Origin of the sequence: Pseudomonas laurentiana (assembly GCF_014648275.1) — a bacterium.
In the GTDB taxonomy this organism is placed as follows: domain Bacteria; phylum Pseudomonadota; class Gammaproteobacteria; order Pseudomonadales; family Pseudomonadaceae; genus Aquipseudomonas; species Aquipseudomonas laurentiana.
Window position 1 is genome coordinate 21698 of the sequence record NZ_BMQU01000004.1, and the last position, 24558, is coordinate 46255.

A 24558-nucleotide genomic window follows, 5' to 3' on the forward strand; every position below is an offset into this window, starting at 1 on the left:
CGACAAATGGACAAGCCCCAGAAAATGGCGAGTGGCCTCAGCGGGCCATGATCGCCTTGAACAGCGCCGACTCCAGCCAGCCCTGCAGCCATGCTCGTAGCCGGGGGTAGGGGGCCTGGGCAAACCAGTCCGGTTCGACCCCGGCGAACTGCCGAATGAACGGCATCAGGGCTACATCCGCCAGGCTCGGATGTGAAGTGAGCAGGTAGTCGTGGTGCGCCAGCCGCATCTCCAGGTCATCCAGGATTTCACAGGCCAGCTGTCGGTAATCCTCTCGCGAATGCGCCGGGTAGCGCTCGGCATACTTGTAATGATTGAGCCTGACTTTGAACACGCTGTCGTTACGCGCTATCAGTGCGTTGGCCTGTTGCGCAGCCTGTGCGTCGGTCCTCAGCAGCCAGTCTTGCGGGTCATGCCGGGCCAAGGCCCAGCGCATGATGTCCAGGCTCTCCTCCAGTACGTGGCCCTCGACACTCAACACCGGCACGGTGCCTTTGGGTGACAAGGCCAGCATCTCGGCTGGTTTTTCCTTGAGGCTGACCTCGCGGATTTCTACCGGGCATTGGCTGTAGCGCAAGGCCATGCGCGCACGCATGGCGTAGGGGCAGCGCCGAAACGAATAGAGGATCATCCGCTGACCTCCAGGGTACTCAGGCCATTGCCTTGGCGCCGAACCTGGATCTGTACCGGAATTCGCTCGTGCATTTCCTGCACGTGAGAGATCACCGCGACCTTGCGGCCTTGAGCCTGCAAACCGTCCAGTGCGTCCATGGCCAGTTGCAGCGATTCCGGGTCGAGGCTGCCGAAGCCTTCGTCGATGAACAGTGACTCGATCTTCAGCGTACTCGAGGCCATCGAGGCCAGCCCCAGGGCCAGTGCCAGCGAGACCAGGAAGGTTTCGCCCCCGGACAATGAGTGCACCGAGCGCAGCTCATCGCCCATCTCGGTGTCCTGCACCAGCAGGCCTAGCAGGCTGCCACCGCGTTTGAGCCGGTAGCGGCGGGCCAATTGACGTAGCTGTGCGTTGGCGTGGTGCACCAGCACGTCGAGGTTGTAGCCCTGGGCGATCTTGCGGAAGGTATCGCCAGTGGCAGAACCGATCAGGGCGTTCAGGCGCGCCCAGCGTTGCCACTCGGTATAGGCTTGGGCAATGTGTGCTGCCAGTGCTTGGTTGGCCTGTTGACGGCGTTGGTCGTCGGCTTGCTCGGCGCGCAGTTCGGCACACTGTTGCTCGCGGCTGTGCAGCTGTTGCTGCAGCGCGGCCATGGCCTGTTCCAACTGATCGGCGGGCAGTTCACCATTGGCCTGGGCCTGATGCTGCTGAAGGCGCTGTTCGCGCTCTTGCACCAGCACTTGAGTCTGCTCGATGGCCTTTTTGGCGTCTTGCAGGCGCTGACGTAACTGACCGAGTTGTTCGTCATCGAACGCCAGTAACTGTGCCAGGCCGGCATCGTCCAGCTCAGGATGGGCCTGTCGCCACTGGCCAATGACTGCCTCCAGTTGGCGGCATTCCTGCTCCAGGGCTTCTCGCTGTTGCTCTTTGGCCTTGAGCTCGGCTGTCAGCTCGATTGAACGGGCAAGGCTGTCCTGCAGTTGCTGCTGTGTGGTTGCGTGCGCGTTACGCGCCTGTTCAACGGCCTGCTCCAGTTGGTGTTGCCAGTGCTGGGCGTTTTCGTGCTCGCCAAGCAGGCCGTCGAGGGTGGCTTTTGCCTGTTGCTGTTGTGTTTGCCGGGCAACCACCTGCTGCTGCAGTTCCTCCAGCTTTTGTACCCGCGCCTGTTGTTGCAGGTTGGCCTTTTCCAGCTGCTGCTGGCGTTCGTTGAAGTCCTGCTGTTCGTCTTTTTGCCGGTCGACCAGTTCCAGGCGCTGAGCCAGTTGCTGGTCGAGTTGCAGGAAGGCGGCCGACGGTTCCTGACGCAGTGCTTGCACGATGTCGGCAGGCAGCAGGCCGGCGAAGCTTGCCAGCGCCTGTTCCAGGCGCTCCTCGTCGTCACTCAGCGCTTGTTGTTGCTGGCTCAGGTGCAGGGACGCTTGCTGGCTGGCCTCGATGGCCACCTGCAGTTGCTGTTGCAGGCGGGTGGCATCCTGCTGAAGGGTGAGCAGCGTGTGCTGGCGTTGTTCATCCCGATTGATGTCATCGTCCAGACGGCGTAGTTGAAGTGCTAGCCAGGCCGAGCAGGCGTTGCTGTCCTGATGGGCCAACTGGGCATAGAGCGGGTGAGCATCAAGGCTGGGGGCCAACGCCTGCTGTTGAGTGACAAGGTGCTCATGCTGGTGCAGGTATTCCTTGATCTGGCTGTTAACGCCGGCCAGTTTCGCCCGCAGTTCATCCAGTTTTTCTTTCAGCCCGTCGACGACACGTTGGGCGCTGGTTTCTTCATCCAGGTCATGTCGGCCCAGGCTTTGCAACAGCGCTTCGGGATGGTGGTACGGGTGTTCCTGACTGCCGCAGACGGGACAAGGCTGGTCGTCCTGCAATTGCGCTCGGAGTTCTTCGACGCTGGCACTGCGAGCCAGGCGCTGACGCTCAAGCAACTGCCGTGTGAGGTTCAGTGCCTGCTCGGCGGCAATCAGGTCTTGTTTGCCTTGCAGCCCCTCGCTGATCAACTGTTCGCGTTGCTGTTGAGCGGCCTGCTGGCGTTCGCGCAAGGCGTGGATGTGTTTTTCCAGTTCCTGCTGGCTGGTCCAGAGCCGGGTCAGCTCTTCGACGGCGCGTTGTTGCTTGCGGTTGTCTTGCAGCAGCGTCCCCAGCAGGCTGATCTGCTCGGCCAGGGCCTCGGGTTCAGCGCCGGCTTCGTGGTAGATCTGCGCCAGGTGGGTGCGCTGTTCTTCCAGTTGGCGGGCCGCATCCATGGCGCGTTGCTGCAGGGCCGGCAGTTCCTCGCGGCCTTTGTTGAGTCGATTGCCAATGAGCATCAGTTGCTGCAGTTGGCCCCGGTAGGCGTTCCAGGCTTCGCCCAGGCCGGACAGGTGCGCACTGTGCGCAAGGTGTTCGTCCAGTTGGGTGAGGCGCTCACCGTTGCGCTGTTGTTCGATCAGGCCCTGCAGCTGCTGTTGGCCATCGCGGGAGGCTTGCTCGGCCTGCTGGTGCAGGGCGAGGCTGTCGGCCAGTTCCTGTTCCAGGCGCGCCAAGGTGTCTTGTTCGGCGAAGGCTTGGCGCAGCAGCGGCGCGTTTTGCGCCTGATGAGCCAGTGCCTGGGTCAGCACTTCGTGTGCGCGACGCAGGTCTTGTTCCAGCTGTTGCTGGGCCGTCTGCAACTCAACCTGTTGTTGGCGCTGTTGTTCAATGGCCATGGCCAGTGGCGAGCGCTGGTGGCTCAGCTCCAGTTGTCGGGCAAACTGATGGCGCTGTGGTGCCAACTGTTCCAGGCGCTCCAGGCTCAAGCGTTCTGCGGCCAGTTGCTCCCAATGTTGCTGGGCACTGTGGGCGTCTTCGGCTGCCGCACGTTGTTGCGCCTGCAACTGGTCTCGTTCCGTCAGCCAACTGCGCTGCTGCTCGAACTGGCGCAGTTGCGCCTGTTCGGTCTTGAATTGGCGTTGTGCCTGCTCAACGCGCTGATCGAGTTCGGCGCGTGCCTCAGGGCTGAGCGGCGTGACACCACTGGCCTGTTGTTGCAAGGCCTTGTGGATCTCTTCGGCTTCTTTGCTCTTGCTGTAGGCACGCCGCCCCAACTGGCTGTAGATCGCCGTGTTGGTGAGTTTTTCCAGCAGTTCGCTGCGGTCCTTGTCGTCAGCCTTGAGGAAAGCGCTGAACTCGCTTTGGGCCAGCATTACCGCACGGGTGAACTGCTCGAAGTTGAGCCCCAGCTTGGCCTCGATCAGCTGCTTGTACTCGCTTTTGCTCTGGCTGCTCAGTAACTGGTTACCGTCCAGGTCGTGCAGGCTCTGGCGGCTGCCTTGCAGTTTGCCGCTGGCTTTGTCGCGGGCGCGGTTGGTCTCCCAGCGTGCCCGATAGTGGTGGCCGTCGATACCGACGAAATCAACCTCGGCAAAGCCGCTGCCGGTGCCCCGGCGTAGCAGGGTGCGTGGGTCGCTGGTGAGGATCTCGCTGTCGACTTCCGGCAGTTTGGTTTCCCGGCCAATGCTGTTCAGGCGCGGAACCGCGCCGAACAGGGCCAGGCACAGCGCGTCGAGCAGGGTACTCTTGCCCGCGCCGGTGGGCCCCGTGATGGCGAACAGGCCGGCACTGGCCAGGGGCTCGGCGGTGAAGTCGACTTCGAAAGGACCCGCCAGGGATGCAAGGTTCTTCAGGCGAATGGCGAGAATTTTCATGGGTGCTCCTCCTGTTGCACGTCCTGCAGCAGTTGGGCGAAGTCGGCCAGCGTCTGCGCGTCCACGGCACTGCCATAGGCCTGCTCCCAGGCGCGACTGAACAGGTCCTGAGGGCTGACCTGACCGAGCTCAATCAAGGCGCTGCTGTCGTCATCGTCCTGTTGAACACCCGCATACTCGACGGCGATCCGCACCAGGCGTACGGCCTTGCCATGTAGCGCGAGTTCGATTTGCTGGCGCAGGTCGGGTTGCGGCTCGTCCAGGCGTACGCGCACCTCAAGCCAGGGCTGGCGTTGCAGGTCGGCGAGCAGGTCGACTTCCGGCAGTGCTGCCAGGTGTTCCAGTACTTCGCGTAGCGGGGCCGGGCCCAGGCGTTGCAGGTGCACGGCCCGCGGCACCTGCCGTGGCTCGACGCTGCGCAGTACGGCGCCGTCCAGCTCCACTTCGAGTATCTGGTGTTGATAGCCGATTTCCGAGAATGACAAGGGCAGCGGTGAACCGCTGTAGCGAATGCGTTCCTCACCGTTGACCCGCTGCGGTTTGTGCAGGTGACCCAGGGCGACATACGCGACCGAATCGCTGAACAGTTTGGCCGACAGTGCTTCGGCGTTGCCGATGATCAGGCTGCGCTCGGAGTCTTCTGAAATCGACCCGCCAGCCATATGCGCATGGCTGATGGCGACCAGGGCCTGCCCCGGCTTGCGTCGGCTTTCGGCGGCGGCGATCAGGCGCTCATGTACCTGGGCAATGCCGAGCAGGTAGTCGTCACCCAACTGCGCGCCAGTGACTTCGGCAGGGCGCAGGAAGGGCAGGGCCAGGCACCAGGCGCGGGTCTTGCCTTTGGCATCGGTCAGTGGAATCAGCAAGCGATCACTGTCGAGCTGGCCGTCATCCAGCCACTGCACACGGCCCAGGGCATGGGTGCGCAGACGGCGCATCAGCGGAGCCGGCAGTTCGATACGGGCACCGGAGTCATGGTTGCCGGCGATGATCACGATATCCAGCGTTGGTTGCTGTTCGTGAGCGCGGACGATGAAGTCGTACAGCCGTTCCTGGGCTTTGACCGGCGGGTTGACCGTATCGAAAATGTCGCCAGCGATCAGCAGGGCATCGGGTTGACGCAGGGCCAGTTGGCCGAGCAGCCAGTCGAGAAAGCAGGCATGTTCGAAGTCACGTTCCTGGCTGTGGAGGGTTTGCCCCAGGTGCCAGTCGGAGGTGTGAAACAGACGCATTGAAAGTCCTGTGCAGAGGAAACCGGGTCGCTCTGGGCAGCGTTGGCCAGCAGGGGCGGTCGTCTATGGTAGCGCGACTACGCCCAGGGGTTGCCAGTTTCCGGGATCGACAGGGCCGAGACAACCGTGAGTCGGTGAACTTCAGGCGTGTGCCTGAGGGAAGTGGACGCTTGCGCGCAGGCCACCCTGCGGCAGGTTGTCGAGGCTGACATTTGCGCCGAGGCGCTTGGCGATGGTTTGCACAATGGCCAGGCCGAGGCCGGCGCCTTGGTCGTTGCCACGGCTGAAGAAGCGCTCGAACAGGCGATCACGGTGTTCAGGGTCGATGCCAGGGCCTTGGTCTTCGACGCTCAGCAGCACTTCGCTGGCAGTCTCCTCCAGGCGCACGGTGATCAGCCCGCCTTTGGGTGAGAAATTCGCGGCATTGGTGACCAGATTGTTCAAGGCAATATCGAGGGTTGCGCTTTCGCCCAGTATCCGCAGGGGCGTTTCAGGCGCCTCCAGGCTCACCTCCAGCCCCCTGTCGAGCAGCCAGGGCGTCAGTTGCGCCAGTGAGTCACGGACACTGGCCGTCAGGTCGATGGGTTGTAGCGGTGCACTGCCAAGCCGTGGCTCCAGGCGTGCCATGGTCAGCAGTTGATTGACCAGCCGTGAAGCTCGGTCCACACCGGCAATCAGGTTGTGCAGGGACTGTTGGCGTTCAGTATCGTCACGGGCCTCCTGCAGGTTCTGCGCGTGTACCCTGAGCACTGCCAGCGGGGTGCGCAACTCGTGGGCCGCATCGGCGATGAAACGTCGCTCCCGACCAAGGACTTCCTGGATCTGCCCCAGCAGTCGATTGAGTGCGGCCTGCATGGGCTCCAGCTCGCTGGGCAGTGGCGACAGCTGAATGGGTTCCAGTGAACCCGGGTGACGGGCGCGTAGTGTCGTGGCCATATTGGCCAGTGGTTTGAGCCCCCAGCCAATTGCGAACCAGATCATCATAGCTAACAACAGGCTGCCGATCAGGTTGGGCCCCAGGGTGTGGCGAACGATGCGGTTGACCAGGTCGTTGCGCACATCGTCGCGCTCACCAACCCAGATACGCAGTGAATGTTCGGTGTCGACCAATACGAAGGTACGCCATTGCTGGTTCTTCAGATCGACCACGTTGTTGAAACCGGCATCGCTCGGTGGTGCGGTGAAACTTGGCGCACTGGCCGTATGTACCAGCAACTGGCCGTCGAGGGTCCAGACCTGAAAGGCCATTTTGCTTTCATAGGGGTGCCCATCGACTTTCGGGGTTGCCTGTCCCAGGGCCTCGTTGAACGCACGGTACAGTTCGGTGTGGTCGCTGCTGTGCATCGGCATACGCATGATGCCCTGTAGCAAGCGGGCATTTTGTGCCAGTTGGGCGTCGTAGACTTCGGCAATTTCGTGGTTGCTGTCGTGCAGGTTGAGCACGGACAGGGTCATCAGGCCGCCGATCAACAGGCCGATGATCAGGGTCAGGGTGCGCTGCCGAATTGATTTCATTGTGCTTCTTGCACCAGGTAGCCAACGCCTCGAATGGTCCGGATCAAGTCGCTGGAGAGCTTCTTGCGCAGGTGATGAATATGAACCTCGAGCGTGTTGCTTTCTGCTTCATCATTCCAACCGTAGAGCAACTGTGTCAGCCGTTCGCGGGTCATGACCCGTCCGGGAGGCGACAGCAGCTCATACAGCAGTTGGTACTCTTTGGGGGTCAATGAAACCGGCTGTCCCTGATAGGTGACCTGGTGGCTGACAGGGTCCAGGCTGATGCCGGCATGTTCGATGCGCAGTTGTGCCCGCCCGGCACTGCGCCGCATCAAGGCGCGCAGGCGCGCCTTGAGTTCGGCCAGGTCGAAAGGTTTGACCAGGTAGTCGTCTGCACCGGCATCAAGGCCGGCAATGCGGTCTTCGGTGGCATCGCGTGCGGTCAGGATCAGCACTGGCAGGTTCGAGCCGCTGCTGCGCAGGCGGCGCAATACTTCCAGCCCGTCCATGCGCGGCAGGCCAAGATCGAGGATGGCCAGGTCGAAGGTTTCGCTCAGTAGCGAGTGCAACGCGCTGCTACCGTCCTTGATCCAGTCGGTGGTATAGCCATCGCGGCTCAGTGCCTGGTAGATGCCTTCACCCAGCGAAACATCGTCCTCGATCAGCAGCAGTCGCATGCCGGCTCCTTGGTCAGTTGAGTTTTTTGTCTACGTCAACCAGCAGCGCCTGGATGTCCTTGTGTCGCCCTTTATCGGCGCTTTCCCGGTCCGGACGAGCAGGGGCCTGTTGTGCCTTGAGCAAGGCCGCCTTGGCTTCTGCGTAGTGCTTCTGGCGATAGAGATGGTCGCCCCAGAAGTACAGGTTGTCTATACCGTTGGGGTTAATCTTCAGGGCTTGCTTGAGCAGTGTGTCGGCCTTGTCGCTGTCGCCGAAGCCTACGGGCCAGCCGGGCACTCGATCATACAGGGCAGCGAGGCTGGCGTAGGCAGAACCCTGGAGTGCCGTCGGGTCGATCGACAAGGCTTTTTCCAGGTCACTGCGGGCCTCTTTGACCTTGCCCAAGGCACCAAGCCCGCCTTGGGCGCCTGCCCAACTGCTGGTGACGATACCGGACCAGATCCAGGCTTCAGCGGTGGCAGGGCGTTCTTTGGAGAAGGCATTGGCCTTGGCGGCCAACTGCTCGAAAGCATCGGCCCGTTTACCCTCCGGGGTTTCGTACTGGATCTTGGCCCATTGTTGCTGAATGTCGCTCAGGCGTTGTTGGTCGTTGGCGTCCATCGCCCACAGCGACGTACTCGAGGCCGTAGCCAACAGGGCGATCAGCAGTTTCTTCATGGTTTGTTTTTCTCCGTGGAGTCAATATGACTGAAGCGTCTGATCAACGGCAGCTGCTTGCGCAGGGCGCGGTCTACCAGGCTTGGCAGCAAGTGGTTGAGGCTTACAAAAAACCGTTCAGGCCAGCCCAGGTATAAGTCGCGACGGTCACCTGCAATGGCATGGATCACCGCATTGGCGACCATTTCCGGGTCATCGGTATTGGCTTTCAAGGCATCGTTGAGCGCCTGCGCAGCGGCGCTGTTCATGCGCGTCTGGGTCGCCCGTGGGGCAACATAGAGTACGTTCACCCGGGTATCGGCCAGTTCTCGGCGCAGCGCTTCGGAGAAGCCGCGCAAGGCAAACTTGCTGGCACAGTAGGGGGAGTACCCGGGGTAGCCGATCGAGCCATAGGTTGAGCCGACATTCACCACCATGGCCGCGGGGGCCTCTCTGAGGAGCGGCAGCAGCACGCGCGTCAGCGAAATCGGGGCAATGATGTTCAGGTCCAGCATGTGGCTGATGTCGCTGTCTTCCAGTTGCTCAAGCATGGCGAACTGGTTCACGCCGGCGGCATTGATCAGCAGGTTGATGCCACCCATGGCCTGGGCGGCATTGAGTACCTTGTTCCGGTCTGTTGCACAGGTCAGGTCTGCCGACACCCAGCGCAGTTGGCTTGGATAACGCGCCATGCTTGGGCGCAAGGCGTCTTCATGGCGTGACACCGCCAGTACCTGGGCACCGCTGGCGAGCAGCGCGTTGGTGATTGCCAGGCCAATGCCGCCACTGGCACCGGTGAGTACGACTCGGGCTTCATTGAGCCGCATGATTGCTCTCCAGCAGGGTTGGCGATTGGGTGTTTTGCGGCAGCGCCCGGAACATGTCCGCGTACAGCCGGTAGACCACTTTCGAGGCGTGAATGACGGCGGCCTGATCGGCAGGGTCGTCCAGTTGGTCCATCAGTTTGCGGTAGGTCTGCATGTGCCCGATATCCAGAGCACCATGGGAGTTCAGGTAGCTGAAGGCCTCCTCAGGCAGTGCCAGGCGGTCGCGAATGCGCTCGGCGGCATGGGTTGCCAACGCAATGCTGGTGCCTTCAAGCACGTTGACCATGCCAAACAGGCCTACCGGGTTATGCCGTGCGATCAGGTCATAGAGAAACGCAACCATCAGTTCGATGGGTTGGTCGGGTTGGCCGGTGCGCACCGCTTCACGGTCGCCGCCGCAGGCGACGATATCGTTCAGTACCCACTGTTCGTGGCCGTACTCGTCTTCGATGTATTCACAGACCGCGTGGCGTAGCCATTCCAGTCGTTCGGGCAGGCGAGCCCCGCACGCCATCATCAACGGTACGGTATGGCGAACATGGTAGTAGGCCTGGATCAGGAAGGCGCGATAGCTCTCCAGCGTCACCTCTCCGGCCAGCGCCTTGCGGATGACCGGTACTTCAAACAGCGCGTTGCGTTCCTGTGCAGTGGCGGCTTGCAGGGTTTCAAAAAAACTCATGACGACAGTTCCTCGGAACGATTAAAGGACTCCAGCGCCGCCTGATACTGCTCAAGGATGGCATCGCGGCGTGGTCGGCCATTGGCAGTCAGCAGGCCATTGGCAGGGGTAAAGGGTTGCGGCAAGCGCAGCCAGTGATGCACGCGTGCATAGTCAGGCAAGGCTGCGTTGGCCTGGGCTACGGCATCGGCAAGTACCTGGTCGCTGCAGGTCGGGTCATGGGGCCAGAGCAGGGCCGCGTTGTAGGGCAGGGCCTCGCCGTGGACAAACGCCTGGGCAATGACTCCGCCTTGTGTCAGTTCTGCCTCCACCCATTCGGGATTGACGTTGCGGCCATAGCTGGTAACGAACTGGTGTTTCTTGCGGCCTTTGATGTACAGAAAGCCATCGGCGTCGAATTCGCCTATGTCTCCGCTGGCGAGCCACTCCGTCGCTTGGGCCGGGCTTCCCATGTACCCCAGCATCGTCGAGCCCTGGATCAGCACCTCGCCGTCGTCGGCCAGTTTGACCTTCAGGTGCGGAAGTGGCCGTCCGACGCTTCCCGGCTTGATAGCGCCAGGCACGTTCAGGCACACCACCGAAGCACACTCGGACAAACCGTAGCCTTCATAGGCTGGGATGCCGAGCTGGTGTGCACTGTGGAGCAGGCTTGGAGATACCCTGGCGCCGCCTACTGCGGCAAAGCGCAGGCAGGAGGGGTCGAAGGCATGCGCCCGGGCGGCGCCGACCAGCAGTTGTAGCAGTTGCGGTACCAGAATCAGGCTGTGTGGACGACGGGACGCCAGGCACGCCAGAAAGGTCGGGGCATCGACGCCGCTGGCGCCACGAATTCCCAGGCTGGCCTGGCTTGGCAGGCTCAGCACAGCGCCTGCGAAGAGGGCTGCATAGCAACCGAGGTTTTCCAACAGGATTGCCAGGGGCAACAGCGCCAGGTGATGCTCTGGCTTGACGGCCTCACTGGCAGCGGCCAGCTCACGGGCTACCCGCAAGAAACTCTCGGCACTCAGGCAAACGCCTTTGGGGGCGCCGGTCGTGCCTGACGTGAAGGTGATCTTCGCGGTTCCCTCTGGCAGTGCCACAGTAGAGGTCACGGCTTTGTACCAGAGCTTGCCGTGGTCACGGTAGCCAGCCGATTCGAGCTCGCTGGCCATGCCTGGCTCTGCAACGACCAGCGGGGCCTGGCATTGCTCCAGGCAGTGCAGGCGTTGCGCGGGGCTGAAAAATGGGGGCAGGGTCAGGCAAGGGCGCTTTTCAAAGAGCACCGCCAGGTCCCACAACATGGCTTCGGGCCCGTTGTCCACCGCGAGTACCACGACGCCTTCAGGCTGCTCACTCAAGATTTTTCGGCGGTAACTGACTTCGGCCCATAACGATTCATAGTCCAGGCGTAGTTCGTCACCCCATAGGGCCGGGGCAAAAGGGCGTTCCTGTGCATAGCGTTGCAGCTGATTTTCAAACAGGCTGAGTTCAGGCGACATTGCAGGTCTCTCGGTCGACTGGAGGCAGGCCAAGTCGTTTGAACAGCCCGACCTTGGCCAAGTGTTGGAAGCCACTGCAGATGTTGCCAATGTGGACACTCGGACGGCTGTCGTAATACTGGCCCCACGTGTGGCGCTCATCGCCCAGGCGCTGAGGATCTGCTGCGCACAGGGTGTTGGGCTTGAGGCCGAGGCGATGGAAGCTGTTGACCAGACCGGTATTGCCGGTAAACGACACCCATTGAAAGCCGGCGGCACCTAACAGCCAGGTCATGGCGATGATGCTCAGGCGGGCGCTGCCTGTATCGCTGGCGGCCAGATTGCCGACCTCGACAATCTGCTCGCGTGGCGTCGGTTGTTGGTTCTCTGACTGGATGTAGTGCTCGATTGGCGCATCCAGATACTGTTCCAGAAACAACCGTGAGGTGCTGGCACGGCGTAGCCCTGCGACGGCACACAAGGTATTGCTTTGGTCTTTCAGGCCGAACAGTTCAGGCATGAAGAGACGTATTTCTGCGCCATGTACCAAGCGAAAACGCTGGCGGATGAAGTCTTCGAACAGCGGACGCTCATCGCTGTCGGGCAAGGCCTGCACCAGGCTCAGCAGGGGGCTGTTCTCAGGTGCTAGCCGAAGCGGTAAAGCGAAGGGCCAAATGGCGTCGGTGGGCTCAGGCATCGTGCTTGCTCCTGTGTATCGTTGGGAGCAAGTGTCGATGAGTTATCTTAAGGAAGCCTGAAGATGTGCAGGCTAGAGCGGCTGATTACTTGGGATAGAGGGGTGGCAGACTACTACTTTCGCCGGGTGTCGGTTGAGCCTGTTCTGCGGTAGGGATCGTGCCAATGGCCCGCCACAGCTCTTCACCTTGCCAGTATTGGCCTGTTTCGCTGTAGAGCGCGCCGTTCAAACCATCCAGCGCATCGGACAATGGAACGAAGCGAGCCGCCATTTCGGCAAGGGTTTCGGGTTGCTGGCGAGCCCAGGCGTCGAGGGCTTGCCGGGTCGCTTGCGGGTCGTTGGCCTGACAGGCGCGCTTGAGGTCGTCAAGCAGTGTGCGTGGGCTTGGACCACTTTGAGCTGCGCGCAGCACGGCCGGTTGTGAGCGGGCACGCCACCAGAGGGCGAAGCCACTCAGGGTGGTCAGTGCGAGTATCAGTGTGCTGAGTTGCCAAGGCCAAAGCGGACCGCTTTCAAGCGGTACAGAGGTGCTCGGCGTATCCGCGCTTAGCGCTGGATTGTCCTGAATCTGCAGGGTCTGTGCTTGCAGGCTGCTACGTTCCAGATGGTCTTCCCGGGTGTTCCACCAAATGACGTCCTGGTTCGGTAGCTCAAGCGTACCCGCGTGCGTTGGCACCAGCGCCTCGCGCTCTTCGCGGCTACCGAGCAGGCCGCGGTCGTTGATCTCATTACGCAGTTGCGGCTGGTCGGGGTAGCGACGCAGGCCTGTTACTTCCACGCCGGGTAGCGGCGGTATCTGTGTACTGGACAGGCCTTCGGCCTTGATGGTCACGGAGCGGGTCAGTGAGTCGCCGATTTGTGTCGCGGCTTGCGTCGGGTCGGGGCTCCAGTGTTCTTCCAGGGTCAGGTTGCGTGCCGGTAGCCAGGGTGTGTTGGCAGGGTAGCTTGCCGGTATGGGTTTGGCCTGCAGCGTGATCTGCGCAGAACTCACGTGGGTTTGCTTGCCGCTGCGCGGGGCGCTGTCTTGATCTGTCGCCGGCTCTACGGTGGTGGCGCTGAAGGTCAGGGATGGAATGGTCAGGTCGCCGCTGCGTTGTGGGTAGATCGCATAGCGCATTTCGATCACACCATGGCGTACACCGTTGATCTCTTTCTCGTAGGTCCGTGATTCGCCCAGCGGTTCGACCTTCGCGCCGTCCAGTTGGAGCCGGCTCAGGCTACTGTCATCGTACAAGGCTACCGAGTGGTAGATCCTCAGGGTCAAAACGGCTTGGGCCTGCACATAAATGCTGTTCTGGTCGAGGCTGGCCTCGATGAAAACCGGTGCCAGGTTTTCAATGACGTTGTCCTGTGCTTGCAGCACCTGAAGCTCGATCGGTTGGCTGCTGACTTCGCCCAGGTGCAGCGCGGGAATCTGCAGGCTACCGCTTTGGCGCGGTAGCAGGGTGATGATCCAGCGTGTACTGGCCTGGGTTTCGCCGTTGAGGGTGGTCAGGTTGTTTACCTGGCGGGTGCCACGAACCTCGAAACTGGCCTGCAGTGGCTCCAGGTCGGGCTTGCCAAACTGGGTGATGTCCTGGGTCTGGAGGGTCAATTCGAGCGTTTCACCGGCGTTCAGGCGCGTGCGGTCAACGCTGGCAAGCAACGCGGCGGCCTGCACCTGCAGGCTGAGGGCAAGGCTGAAAACGAGGGCGCAGGCGCGTCTCATCAATGAGTTTCCTGGTGTTGTTGCTGTTCATACCAAAATTTTCGGCGCAGCAGTTCGGCAGGGTTGTCCGGGATCTGCCGTAACCATTGCTCAAGCGCCTGGCGCTGTTCGGCGTCGAGGCTGCTGTCGCTTGGCCGTTGCGGCGGATGGGTGGTTTCGTCATCCTGGCCGCTGCTGTTTCCCTGTTGCGTTTGCTCTGTCCCCGACGACGGGTTCTGGCCTTGCTGTTCTTGCGCGGCGTCAGTGTTGTGCTCGCTGTCAGCCGCAGAGGTCGTGCTGCTGTTCGTGTTGCTGTCAGTCGTTGTGCCGGGTGCGTTCTGCTCGGTTTCAGTTTCAGTTGCCGCCGCCTGTTCCTGCTCTGCCGCTTTTTGCTGGCGCAGCAGTTCCTCGACCAATGCTTTGTTCGTAATGGCGGGCTGAAGTTCCGGTTGGCGCTCCAGCGCCTGCTCATAGGCATCCACTGCAGCGTCCAGTTCTCCGCTGCGTGCGAGGGCATTACCGCGATTGTAGTGGGCAATCGCGGTGTTGCTTTGGGCGAACAGACGCACAGCGCCGGCATAGTCACCGGCCTCGTACAGCGCCAAGGCTTTCCATTGCGGGTCCTGGAAGCGTCGGGCAGCCTCTGCGGGGCGTTGTTGCTCAAGCAGGCGCTGGCCTTGCTGGTCGGGGCGTAGCCACAGGTCAGCAAGTTCAAACGCATAGCTGGGTTGTGGCAGCACCCACAGCAATGGCAGGCAGAGCAGCCAGCCGCGACGGCCCGCACAGGCCGCCAGCAGCAAGAGCGGTAGCAGCAGCCAGTAGCCCTGGTCGGCCCAACTGTCCAGCTGCACGGTCTGGCCGTCGTTGTGCAGCGCCCTTGGCGGGGCGAACAGGCCGAGGCCACGCAGGTCCAGGTCATCGATTCGAGCATGGCGGTACTTGCCACCCGTCTCCATGACAAAGTCCCTCAGGCTTGCACTGTCCAGGCGAGGCATGAGAATCGTGCCTTCAGCGTCCTTGAGGAATTCGCCATTACTCTGCTTTACCGGCGCGCCTTCGGCGCTGCCAACACCCAGCATCAGCAGTTTGGGCCCATGATGGCCCAGCGCCTGAGCAATGCCTTGCCGTTCCTCAGGGCTCAACGAGGAGCCAATCAGCAATAAACGACCTTGGCCAAGGCCGGCTTGTGACAGCAGCGCCAGGCCCTTGCGTACAGCCAGGTCGGCGCGCTGCCCGGCTTGCGGCATGATCGAGGGGTCCAGAGCCTCAAGCAGATTGCGGCTGGTATCCAGGTCGTCAGAAAGCGGTACCAGCGTATGCGCGCTTCCGGCATAGACGATGATCGCCGTCTGGCTGTCGCGGCGGTGTTCGAGCAGGTCGAGCAGTTTTCGTCGTGCCTGTTCCAGGCGCGTGGGCGGGCTATCCGTGGCGAGCATCTGCGGGGTCAACTCCAGCAGGACCACCAGCGGGTCGGCAGGGCGCTGCCGGGTTTCCTCCAGGCGCTGCCAGCTCGGCCCGAGCAAGGCGATGACCGTCAGGAGCCACGCCACCCCCAACGCAATCCATGGCAACTTGCTGTCGCGACCGCTACCACCGCCAAGCAGTACCGCATGGAATGCTGGAGGCAGGATCATCTGCCAGCGACCGGCACGTTTCTGGCGATGCCAGAGTTTCCACAGCAACCAGCCCAGTAGCGGTACTACCAGTAGCCAGACAGGGCGTAGCCATTGCGGCCAGAGTTCGATCATCGGCGCCTCCGTAGACGCAGACGTTTAAGGCGTTCACGCCAGTCAGGGTGCGGTTGCAGGAAGTGTCGGTTGCTGAGCAGGCGCTGCAACGGATTGTCGTGCCAACGCTCGCGGACCACCAGCAGTACGCTGAACAGCAGCGCCAGTGCCAGTGGCCAGCTATACAGGGCCTCGGCGGTACGGGCCTGCGTCGGTTGTTGGGCCACCGGCTCCAGGCGGTCGAGGGTGTCACTGATTGCGGTCAGTTCGTTGCCGTCGCGGGCCCGGAAATAGGCACCGTGTGTCAGCTCGGCAATTTCCTTGAGCGAGGCTTCATCCAGGTCCAGGCTCGGGTTGATGCCCAGCAGGCCAGCAGTGCCGCTTTGCTCGGGGTCGGCGCCGATGCCGATGGTATAGATTTTCACGCTTTCCTGGGCGGCCAGGCGTGCGGCAGTCAGCGGGTGGATCTGTCCGCCGTTGTTGGCCCCGTCGGTGACCAGGATCAGCACCCGGCTCTGTGTTGGGCGTTGACGCAAGCGCTTCACGGCAAGGCCGATGGCATCACCAATGGCGGTGTTCTTGCCGGCGATCCCGATTTGCGCTTCATTGAGGAAGGTATGCACGGTGCGCCGGTCGAACGTCAGGGGGGCCTGCAGGTAGGCCTGGCTGCCAAACAGGATCAGGCCGACGCGGTCTCCCTGACGGGCCTGGAGAAAGTCGCCCAGAAGCTGTTTCACCAGGGTCAGGCGGCTGACGTCGTCGTCCTGCCAGTGCATGTCAGGAAAGTCCATCGAGCCGGAAACGTCTACGGCGACCAACAGATCACGGCCGCTGGCCGCTACAGGCACGGGCTCACCTAGCCATTGAGGGCGTGCGGCGGCCAGCAACAGCAACAGCCAGACCACGATGAACGGTGCCTGTTGCCGCCAAGTGGGCAGGTTCAGCCGGGCGCGGCGCCCAGCCAGGCCTTCCAGCTCATCCAGGAAGGCGACCTTGAGGACCGGCTCGCCGCTGTCGGCGACGGGCAGCAGCCAGCGCGCCAGCCAAGGCAGCGGCAAGAGGGTGAAGACCCATGGCCAGGCCAGCTCAAACATGTTTACGGATCCAGATTTCAACCGCTTGGGTCAGGCCGGCGATGGCCTTGTCATCGAGCTTGCACTCGGGCTTGTAGGCGCCTTCGACCAGCACCATCCAGCGGGTCAGGCCCGCCGCCGGGCAGCGATTGTCGAGAAACGCCAGCCATTGCCGACCATTGAGGGTGTGGCTATGGCTGCCCGGGTAATGATTGCGGCAGAGCCGTTTGAGTAGCGCATTGATCTGTTGCAGCCAGGCACCGGCGGGGGCACCGTCGTAGGGCTTGCTCAGGCGTGCCAACTCGGCCAGCGCTTCAAGGCGTATGGGGTCAAGGGGTAACTCGGCACGCACGATAGGCTTTTTCGCGGGCCGCCAGTGACGCAGGCGCCAGGCGCCCCAGCCGAGCAGTGGCAAGAGCAGGAGTAATGCCCACCAGCCCGGCGCAGGTGGCCAAAGGCTGATTGGGTCAGGTGTGATCAAGGGTTGCAGCTGCTCCAGGTCGTTCATCGTTTTTGCCCTGGACGTTGCGGATTGAGGTACTCGCGCAGTTGTTCAATCATCTCACTCTGGGTGCTCAATGGCATGAGCACCACGCGCAGTTTCTGTGCCAGCAGCTCCCAGCGCTCAATGCGTGCCTCGCTTTGGCTACGGTAGCTCTGACGCAGATTGGCGTCGAGGGTGTCCAGTTCCAGTTGCGCGCCGCGTTGGGCGAAACGCAACAAACCGGCCGCCGGCAGGGCATGGTCAAGGGGGTCGGAGAGCGGCAACAGCAACAGGTCGCAATGCCGTGAAAGCAGGCTCAGTTGTTGCTCGACGCTGGTGCTCAGTGCCCGTTCGTCACAAATGACGATGGCCAGGCTGCCGGGGCGCAGGACTTCCCGCGCCCGCCGCAAGGCCATGCTCAAGGTATCGCCTTGAGGTTGCGCTTCGGTGTGCAACCCCTGATTGGCCCGGGCCAGACGGTTGAGCAATTGCAGCAGGCTCTGCTTGCTGCGACGCGGCTTGATCTCGTAATACGCATTGTCGCCGAACACCAGGCCACCGATACGATCATTGTGGCCCAATGCCGCCCAGCCGATCAGTGCCGCAGCCTGGGCGGCAAGTACCGACTTGAACATCAGTCCGGAGCCGAAGAACAGCCGGTGGCTCTGTTCGACCAGAATGTAAATGGGGCGCTCGCGTTCTTCGTGAAACAGTTTGGTGTGCGGCTCCTGGGTGCGGGCAGTAACCCGCCAGTCGATGTTGCGTACGTCGTCTCCGGCTTGATAGACCCGCACCTGATCGAAGTCCACGCCGCGTCCGCGCAGTTTCGAGTGGTGCAGGCCGATCAGCGGGCTGCGTTGGCCGGGGGCGGCAAACAGCTGCACCTCGCGCACGCGATGACGCATTTCGATCAGTTCTGATAGACCGATACGAACGCCGGGGGTCGCCAGCAGCTGAGAGGGCATGGGGTCAGGCCACGGCTACGACGTCGAGGATGCGCTGGATCACCCGGTCCTGGTCAATGCCCGCAGCCTCGGCTTCAAAGGACAGGATGATGCGGTGACGCAGCACGTCGAACAGTACCGCTTGAATGTCTTCAGGGCTGACAAAGTCGCGCCCGGCCAGCCAGGCGTGAGCCCGCGCACAGCGATCCAGGGCGATGGAGCCACGGGGGCTGGCGCCATAGGCGATCCAGTCGGCCATCTCGGTGTCGAATTTGGCTGGCGTACGGGTGGCCATGACCAGTTGCACCAGGTATTCCTCCACCGCGTCTGCCATGTACAGGCCGAGGATTTCCTTGCGTGCGGCAAAAATGGCCTGCTGACTGACCCGGCGCTCCGGTTTGGTTTCGCCGTTAAGGGCTTCGCCGCGCGCTTGTTGAAGAATGCGTCGCTCGACGGCGGCGTCCGGGAAACCGATTTTCACGTGCATCAGGAATCGGTCGAGTTGTGCTTCAGGCAGCGGGTAAGTGCCTTCCTGTTCAATCGGGTTCTGGGTGGCCATCACCAGGAACAGGGGCGAGAGGTCATACGTGCTGCGCCCGACGCTGACCTGGCGCTCGGCCATGGCTTCGAGCAAGGCCGACTGCACTTTGGCCGGCGCCCGGTTGATTTCATCGGCCAACACCAGGTTGTGGAAGATCGGGCCTTGCTGGAAGACAAAACTGCCGGTTTCCGGGCGATAGATTTCGGTGCCGGTGATGTCGGCCGGAAGCAGGTCCGGGGTGAACTGGATCCGGTGGAACTCGGCTTCGATGCCTTCGGCAAGTTCCTTGATCGCCTTGGTCTTGGCCAGGCCCGGCGCCCCTTCCACCAGCATATGGCCATCGGCAAGGAGCACGATCAGCAAGCGCTCGACCAGTTTTTCCTGGCCAAGAATCTGGGTTGAAAGAAAGGTGCGCAGCGCGATCAGCGCTTCACGATGTTCCATCGTCGAGGGTTCCTGGATAAAGGGCCGAGGTGCAGTCTGAAAAAGCCGTCGGCAGGGGCTGATACTTTAATCTATCCAGGGGCTCGCCGACTAACCTCCTTACAGTTCGCTGACGTAGGTGCCGGTGCCCTTGAGGATGTTCTGCAGGGTTTCCTCGACTTCAGCCAGGTCGCCGGCCGGCGTGCTGTGAGTGATTTCCAGGTGGTCGTCGCCCCCCAATGCATCCGCGTCGCCAGGTGCAACCTCGATCAACAGGCGCTGCGGGCCGAGGGTGATCTTCAGACCGTCGAGGGTAGAAGGCTCGTCGTCGAGGGTGATTTCCACCTCGTCTTCGTCTGGGTAGCGGGTCATCAGGAACATTTCGCCCTTGTCGCTGATGCAACACAGCGTCGCCATGTTGTCTTCTTCGTCGTCGCACGGGGTGGCCATCAATTGGGCGGTGGTCAGTTGCATGGAAGGCTCGATCAATAAGTAGAGGGATGATTCTGCCAGTGTTCAGCCGGTGTATAAACGTCAGGCTGCACGTCAATGACCGAATATGTCGCAGCGGCGCAAGCAGTGGCGTCCCGCGCCTCGTTAAGCTGCGCTGTCGATGGTCACCCGTAAAGACACAGCCTGCTCTGGGGCGGCAGTCGTTTTTGCAGATGCTCATCCGTGGAATGGGTGAATGTAACCAATGGTTTTACCGTCTTCCTGCTCAGGGTTGGCTATCGTTGACCCGTATCAGGCGCACGCGCACGACGCTTCACTCAATAATAAAGCCCAAGCGGAGTACCACAGATGGCGTTCTTCACCGCAGCCAGCAAAGCCGACTTCCAGCATCAACTGCAAGCGGCCCTGGCGCAGCACATCAGCGAACAGGCACTGCCACAAGTGGCGCTGTTTGCCGAGCAATTCTTCGGCATCATCTCTCTGGACGAACTGACCCAGCGTCGCCTTTCCGACCTGGCGGGCTGCACCCTGTCAGCCTGGCGCATGCTGGAGCGTTTCGATCACGCCCAACCGCAGGTCCGTGTCTACAACCCCGACTATGAACGTCATGGCTGGCAGTCGACCCACACCGCCGTCGAGGTGCTGCACCACGACTTGCCGTTTCTGGTCGACTCGGTACGCACCGAGCTGAACCGGCGCGGCTACAGCATTCACACGCTGCAGACCACGGTATTGAGCGTCCGTCGCGGTGCCAAGGGCGAATTGCTGGATATCCTGCCCAAAGGCACTCAGGCAGAGGGTGTGCTGCAAGAGTCGCTGATGTACCTGGAGATTGATCGCTGCGCCAACGCCGCCGAACTGAACCTGTTGACCCGTGAGTTGGAGCAGGTGCTGGCTGAAGTGCGGGTAGCCGTTGCCGATTTCGAGCCGATGAAAGCCAAGGTGCGAGAAATGCTCGCGCTGGTCGAACAGACCGCCTATGCCCCGGCCGAGGCTGAAAAGGCCGAGGTCAAGGGCTTCCTCGAGTGGATGGTGGGCAACCACTTCACCTTCCTTGGCTACGAGGAGTTCGTGGTCGGCAATGACGCCCAGGGCGCTCATCTGCAGTATGACGAACAGTCCTTCCTGGGCCTGGCCCGGTTGCTGCGCAAGGGCCTGACCGTCGACGAATTGCGTATTGAAGACTACGCCGTCAACTACCTCAAGGAACCGCTGCTGCTGTCCTTTGCCAAGGCTGCTCATCCAAGCCGGGTGCACCGTCCGGCCTACCCGGATTACGTGTCGATTCGCCAGCTGGACGCAGATGGCAAGGTCATCAAGGAATGCCGTTTCATGGGCCTCTACACCTCCACCGTATACGGTGAGAGCGTGCGGGCGATCCCTTACATTCGTGGCAAGGTCGCCGAAATCGAGCGTCGTTCGCTCTTCGATCCGAAGGCGCACCTGGGCAAGGAGCTGGCGCAGGTACTGGAAGTCCTGCCCCGCGACGACCTGTTCCAGACGCCGGTCGACGAGTTGTTCAGTACCGTCATGTCGATTGTGCAGATCCAGGAACGCAACAAGATCCGCGTCTTCCTGCGCAAGGATCCTTACGGCCGCTTCTGCTACTGCCTGGCCTATGTGCCGCGCGACATCTACTCCACCGAAGTGCGGCAGAAGATCCAGCAGGTACTGATGGATCGCCTGAAAGCCACCGATTGCGAGTTCTGGACCTTCTTCTCCGAGTCCGTACTGGCACGTGTGCAGCTGATTTTGCGGGTTGACCCCAAGAACCGCATCGAGATCGACCCGCAACAGCTGGAAAATGAAGTCATTCAGGCCTGTCGTTCGTGGCAGGACGACTACGTCAGCCTGACCGTCGAGAGCTTTGGTGAAGCCCAGGGCACCAATGTCCTGGCGGACTTCCCGAAAGGCTTCCCGGCAGGTTACCGCGAGCGTTTTGCTGCTCATTCGGCAGTAGTCGACATGCAGCACCTGCTGGCGCTTTCCGAGCACAAGCCGCTGGTAATGAGTTTCTACCAGCCGTTGACCCAGACCGGTAAGCATCAACTGTTTTGCAAGCTGTACCACGCCGATACGCCGCTGGCGCTGTCTGATGTGCTGCCGATCCTGGAAAACCTTGGCCTGCGCGTACTGGGCGAGTTCCCGTACCGCCTGCGTCATGCCAACGGTCGCGAGTTCTGGATTCATGACTTCGCCTTCACCTACAGCGAAGGCCTGCACCTGGACATCCAGCAACTCAACGACACCTTGCAGGATGCCTTTGTCCACATCGTCAATGGCGATGCGGAGAACGATGCGTTCAACCGCCTGGTGCTGACTGCCGGCCTGCCATGGCGCGATGTTGCGCTGCTGCGTGCCTATGCCCGCTACCTGAAGCAGATTCGTCTGGGCTTCGACCTGGGCTACATCGCCAGCACCTTGAACAACCACACTGACATTGCCCGCGAGCTGGTGCGTCTGTTCAAGACCCGCTTCTACCTGGCGCGCAAGCTCAACGTTGAAGACCTGGACGACAAGCAGCAGCGTTTGGAGCAGGCGATTCTCAGTGCCCTGGACGACGTTCAGGTGCTCAACGAAGACCGCATCCTGCGACGCTACCTGGACCTGATCAAGGCCACCCTGCGGACCAACTTCTATCAGCCCGATGCCAATGGCCAGAACAAGTCCTACTTCAGCTTCAAGTTCAATCCGAAGCTGATCCCGGAACTGCCCAAGCCGGTGCCGAAGTTCGAGATATTTGTCTACTCGCCACGGGTCGAGGGCGTGCATCTGCGCTTCGGCAACGTGGCGCGCGGCGGCCTGCGCTGGTCCGACCGTGAAGAGGACTTCCGTACCGAAGTGTTGGGCCTGGTGAAGGCGCAGCAGGTGAAGAACTCGGTCATTGTCCCGGTGGGCGCCAAGGGTGGTTTCCTTCCGCGTCGCCTGCCACTGGGCGGCAGCCGTGATGACATTCAGGCTGAAGGTATCGCGTGCTACCGCATCTTCATCTCCGGCCTGCTGGACATTACCGACAACCTCAAGGACGGCGCACTGGTACCGCCGGCCAACGTGGTGCGCCACGACGACGATGACCCGTATCTGGTAGTCGCTGCCGACAAGGGCACTGCGACCTTCTCCGACATTGCCAACGGCATTGCCATCGACTACGGCTTCTGGCTGGGTGATGCCTTCGCTTCGGGCGGCTCGGCCGGTTACGACCACAAGAAAATGGGTATTACTGCCCGTGGTGCCTGGGTGGGCGTGCAGCGACATTTCCGCGAGCGCGGTATCAATGTCCAGGAAGATTCGATCAGCGTGATCGGCATTGGCGACATGGCCGGTGACGTGTTCGGTAACGGCTTGCTGATGTCCGACAAGCTGCAGCTGGTTGCGGCGTTCAACCACTTGCACATCTTTATCGATCCGAACCCGGAGCCAGCCAGCAGCTTCGCCGAGCGCCAGCGCTTGTTCGACTTGCCGCGTTCTGCCTGGAGTGACTACGACACCAGCATCATGTCCGAAGGCGGCGGGATCTTCCCGCGCAGTGCAAAAAGCATTGCGATTACCCCGCAAATGAAAGAGCGCTTCGCTATCGAAGCCGACAAGCTGACCCCGACCGAGCTGCTCAACGCCTTGCTCAAGGCACCGGTTGACCTGCTGTGGAACGGCGGTATCGGCACCTACGTCAAGTCGAGTGAAGAAAGCCACGCCGATGTTGGCGACAAGGCCAACGACGCGCTGCGCGTGGACGGTAACGAGCTGCGCTGCAAAGTGGTGGGTGAGGGCGGCAACCTCGGCATGACCCAGCTTGGTCGCGTCGAATTCGGCCTGAATGGCGGGGCAACCAACACCGACTTCATCGATAACGCCGGTGGTGTGGACTGCTCTGACCACGAGGTCAATATCAAGATCCTGCTCAACGAAGTGGTGCAGGCTGGCGATATGACCGAGAAACAGCGTAACCAGCTGCTGGGCAGCATGACCGAGGAAGTTTCCGCGCTGGTGCTGGGCAACAACTACAAGCAGACCCAGGCGTTGTCGCTGGCTGCACGTCGTGCCAAGGAGCGCATTGCCGAGTACAAGCGTTTGATGGCGGACCTGGAAAGCCGTGGCAAGCTGGATCGCGCCATCGAGTTCCTGCCGAGCGAAGAGCAACTGGCTGAGCGTCTGGCGGCGAACCAGGGTCTGACTCGCGCTGAATTGTCGGTGCTGATTTCCTACAGCAAGATCGACCTCAAGGAAGCGCTGCTCAAGTCGCTGGTGCCGGACGATGACTACCTGACCCGTGACATGGAGACGGCGTTCCCGCCGTCGTTGGTCAGCAAGTTTGCCGACGCCATGCGTCGCCACCGCCTGAAGCGCGAGATCGTCAGCACCCAGATCGCCAACGACCTGGTCAACAACATGGGCATCACCTTCGTGCAGCGGCTCAAGGAGTCCACGGGCATGAGCCCGGCGAATGTTGCCGGCGCCTATGTCATTGTCCGCGACATCTTCCATCTGCCGCACTGGTTCCGCCAGATCGAAGCACTGGACTATCAGGTCTCGGCCGAGGTGCAGTTGACCCTGATGGACGAACTGATGCGTCTTGGGCGGCGGGCTACTCGCTGGTTCCTGCGCAGCCGCCGTAACGAGCAGGATGCCGGGCGCGATGCGGCGCACTTCGGGCCGAAAATTGCGGCATTGGGCTTGAAGCTGGACGAACTGCTGGAAGGTCCGACCCGTGAACGCTGGCAGGCACGCTACCAGGGCTTTGTCGAAGCCGGTGTGCCGGAGTTGCTGGCACGGATGGTTGCCGGTACGACGCACCTGTACACGCTGTTGCCGATCATCGAGGCGTCCGACGTAACCGGGCAAGACCCAGCCGAAGTGGCCAAGGCCTTCTTCGCCGTGGGCAGCGCCCTGGACCTGACCTGGTACCTGCAGGAAATCAGCAACCTGCCGGTGGAAAACAACTGGCAGGCCCTGGCACGCGAGGCGTTCCGTGACGACATCGACCTGCAGCAGCGGGCAATTACCATCTCGGTATTGCAGATGGTCGACGCACCGCAGGACATGGACGCACGCGTGGCGTTGTGGATGGGGCAGCATGCGGTGATGGTGAAGCGCTGGCGCGCCATGCTTGAAGAACTGCGTGCTGCGACGGGGACGGACTACGCCATGTATGCCGTAGCCAACCGCGAGCTGGTGGACCTGGCATTGAGCGGGCAGTCGACACTCTGATGCAGGGATAACGAAACCAGCCTGCCGACAAACCCCCGCTTTTTAG

18 protein-coding genes are annotated in these 24558 nt (G+C 61.7%); 1 reads left to right on the forward strand and 17 read right to left on the reverse strand.

Translation table 11 applies throughout. From position 1 onward, the window contains the following. Positions 1-37 precede the first annotated feature (37 nt). The 17 genes from IE038_RS05510 to IE038_RS05590 form a co-directional block, all read right to left on the reverse strand. Positions 38-631, reverse strand: coding sequence for a glutathione S-transferase (locus IE038_RS05510; RefSeq protein ID WP_163936487.1), 594 nt, complete (start codon positions 629-631; stop codon positions 38-40). Then, positions 628-4272: an AAA family ATPase gene (locus tag IE038_RS05515; protein ID WP_189395283.1), complete on the reverse strand. Its 3645-nt coding sequence runs from the start codon at positions 4270-4272 to the stop codon at positions 628-630. The genes IE038_RS05510 and IE038_RS05515 overlap by 4 nt, the downstream gene beginning before the upstream one ends. Continuing rightward, positions 4269-5504: an exonuclease SbcCD subunit D C-terminal domain-containing protein gene (locus IE038_RS05520; RefSeq protein ID WP_163936490.1), complete on the reverse strand. Its 1236-nt coding sequence runs from the start codon at positions 5502-5504 to the stop codon at positions 4269-4271. The genes IE038_RS05515 and IE038_RS05520 overlap by 4 nt, the downstream gene beginning before the upstream one ends. 141 nt (positions 5505-5645) lie before the next feature. Then, a complete protein-coding gene (locus IE038_RS05525; RefSeq protein WP_163936493.1) occupies positions 5646-7019 on the reverse strand; it encodes an ATP-binding protein in 1374 nt (457 codons plus the stop codon). After that, positions 7016-7678, reverse strand: a complete 663-nt coding sequence (locus IE038_RS05530) for a response regulator (RefSeq protein ID WP_189395284.1) — start codon at positions 7676-7678, stop codon at positions 7016-7018. The genes IE038_RS05525 and IE038_RS05530 overlap by 4 nt, the downstream gene beginning before the upstream one ends. Before the next feature lie 13 nt (positions 7679-7691). Next, positions 7692-8336, reverse strand: a complete 645-nt coding sequence (locus tag IE038_RS05535; RefSeq protein ID WP_163936496.1) for a hypothetical protein — start codon at positions 8334-8336, stop codon at positions 7692-7694. Further along, the gene (locus tag IE038_RS05540; RefSeq protein ID WP_189395285.1) at positions 8333-9142 is read right to left on the reverse strand and encodes an SDR family oxidoreductase; all 810 of its coding nucleotides are present in this window, start codon (positions 9140-9142) and stop codon (positions 8333-8335) included. The genes IE038_RS05535 and IE038_RS05540 overlap by 4 nt, the downstream gene beginning before the upstream one ends. Next, positions 9129-9821 carry an iron-containing redox enzyme family protein gene (locus IE038_RS05545; RefSeq protein WP_163936499.1) on the reverse strand — a complete coding sequence of 231 codons (693 nt, stop codon included), beginning with the start codon at positions 9819-9821 and terminating at the stop codon, positions 9129-9131. The genes IE038_RS05540 and IE038_RS05545 overlap by 14 nt, the downstream gene beginning before the upstream one ends. Further along, positions 9818-11299 carry an AMP-binding protein gene (locus IE038_RS05550; RefSeq protein WP_189395286.1) on the reverse strand — a complete coding sequence of 494 codons (1482 nt, stop codon included), beginning with the start codon at positions 11297-11299 and terminating at the stop codon, positions 9818-9820. The genes IE038_RS05545 and IE038_RS05550 overlap by 4 nt, the downstream gene beginning before the upstream one ends. Next, positions 11289-11975 (reverse strand): thermostable hemolysin, encoded by a 687-nt coding sequence (locus IE038_RS05555; protein ID WP_163939764.1) that lies wholly within the window; start codon positions 11973-11975, stop codon positions 11289-11291. Before IE038_RS05555 ends, IE038_RS05550 begins: the two co-directional genes overlap by 11 nt. An 85-nt stretch (positions 11976-12060) precedes the next feature. Next, the gene (locus IE038_RS05560) at positions 12061-13683 is read right to left on the reverse strand and encodes a BatD family protein (protein WP_189395287.1); all 1623 of its coding nucleotides are present in this window, start codon (positions 13681-13683) and stop codon (positions 12061-12063) included. After that, positions 13683-15410, reverse strand: a complete 1728-nt coding sequence (locus tag IE038_RS05565; protein WP_163935606.1) for a tetratricopeptide repeat protein — start codon at positions 15408-15410, stop codon at positions 13683-13685. The genes IE038_RS05560 and IE038_RS05565 overlap by 1 nt, the downstream gene beginning before the upstream one ends. Next, positions 15407-16483 carry a vWA domain-containing protein gene (locus IE038_RS05570; RefSeq protein ID WP_163935603.1) on the reverse strand — a complete coding sequence of 359 codons (1077 nt, stop codon included), beginning with the start codon at positions 16481-16483 and terminating at the stop codon, positions 15407-15409. The genes IE038_RS05565 and IE038_RS05570 overlap by 4 nt, the downstream gene beginning before the upstream one ends. Further along, on the reverse strand, positions 16476-16970 hold the full coding sequence (locus tag IE038_RS05575) for a DUF4381 domain-containing protein (protein WP_163935600.1): 495 nt from the start codon (positions 16968-16970) through the stop codon (positions 16476-16478). Before IE038_RS05575 ends, IE038_RS05570 begins: the two co-directional genes overlap by 8 nt. Then, on the reverse strand, positions 16967-17911 hold the full coding sequence (locus IE038_RS05580; protein WP_163935597.1) for a DUF58 domain-containing protein: 945 nt from the start codon (positions 17909-17911) through the stop codon (positions 16967-16969). The genes IE038_RS05575 and IE038_RS05580 overlap by 4 nt, the downstream gene beginning before the upstream one ends. Positions 17912-17915: 4 nt before the next feature. Then, positions 17916-18875 (reverse strand): AAA family ATPase, encoded by a 960-nt coding sequence (locus IE038_RS05585; RefSeq protein ID WP_163935594.1) that lies wholly within the window; start codon positions 18873-18875, stop codon positions 17916-17918. 99 nt (positions 18876-18974) lie between these two features. Further along, the gene (locus IE038_RS05590; RefSeq protein ID WP_189395288.1) at positions 18975-19328 is read right to left on the reverse strand and encodes a hypothetical protein; all 354 of its coding nucleotides are present in this window, start codon (positions 19326-19328) and stop codon (positions 18975-18977) included. A 327-nt stretch (positions 19329-19655) separates the two neighbouring features. Between IE038_RS05590 and IE038_RS05595 the strand changes: the two genes are divergently transcribed. Continuing rightward, complete coding sequence (locus tag IE038_RS05595) at positions 19656-24512, forward strand: NAD-glutamate dehydrogenase (protein WP_163935588.1); 4857 nt, start codon at positions 19656-19658, stop codon at positions 24510-24512. The last annotated feature ends 46 nt before the right edge of the window (positions 24513-24558 follow it).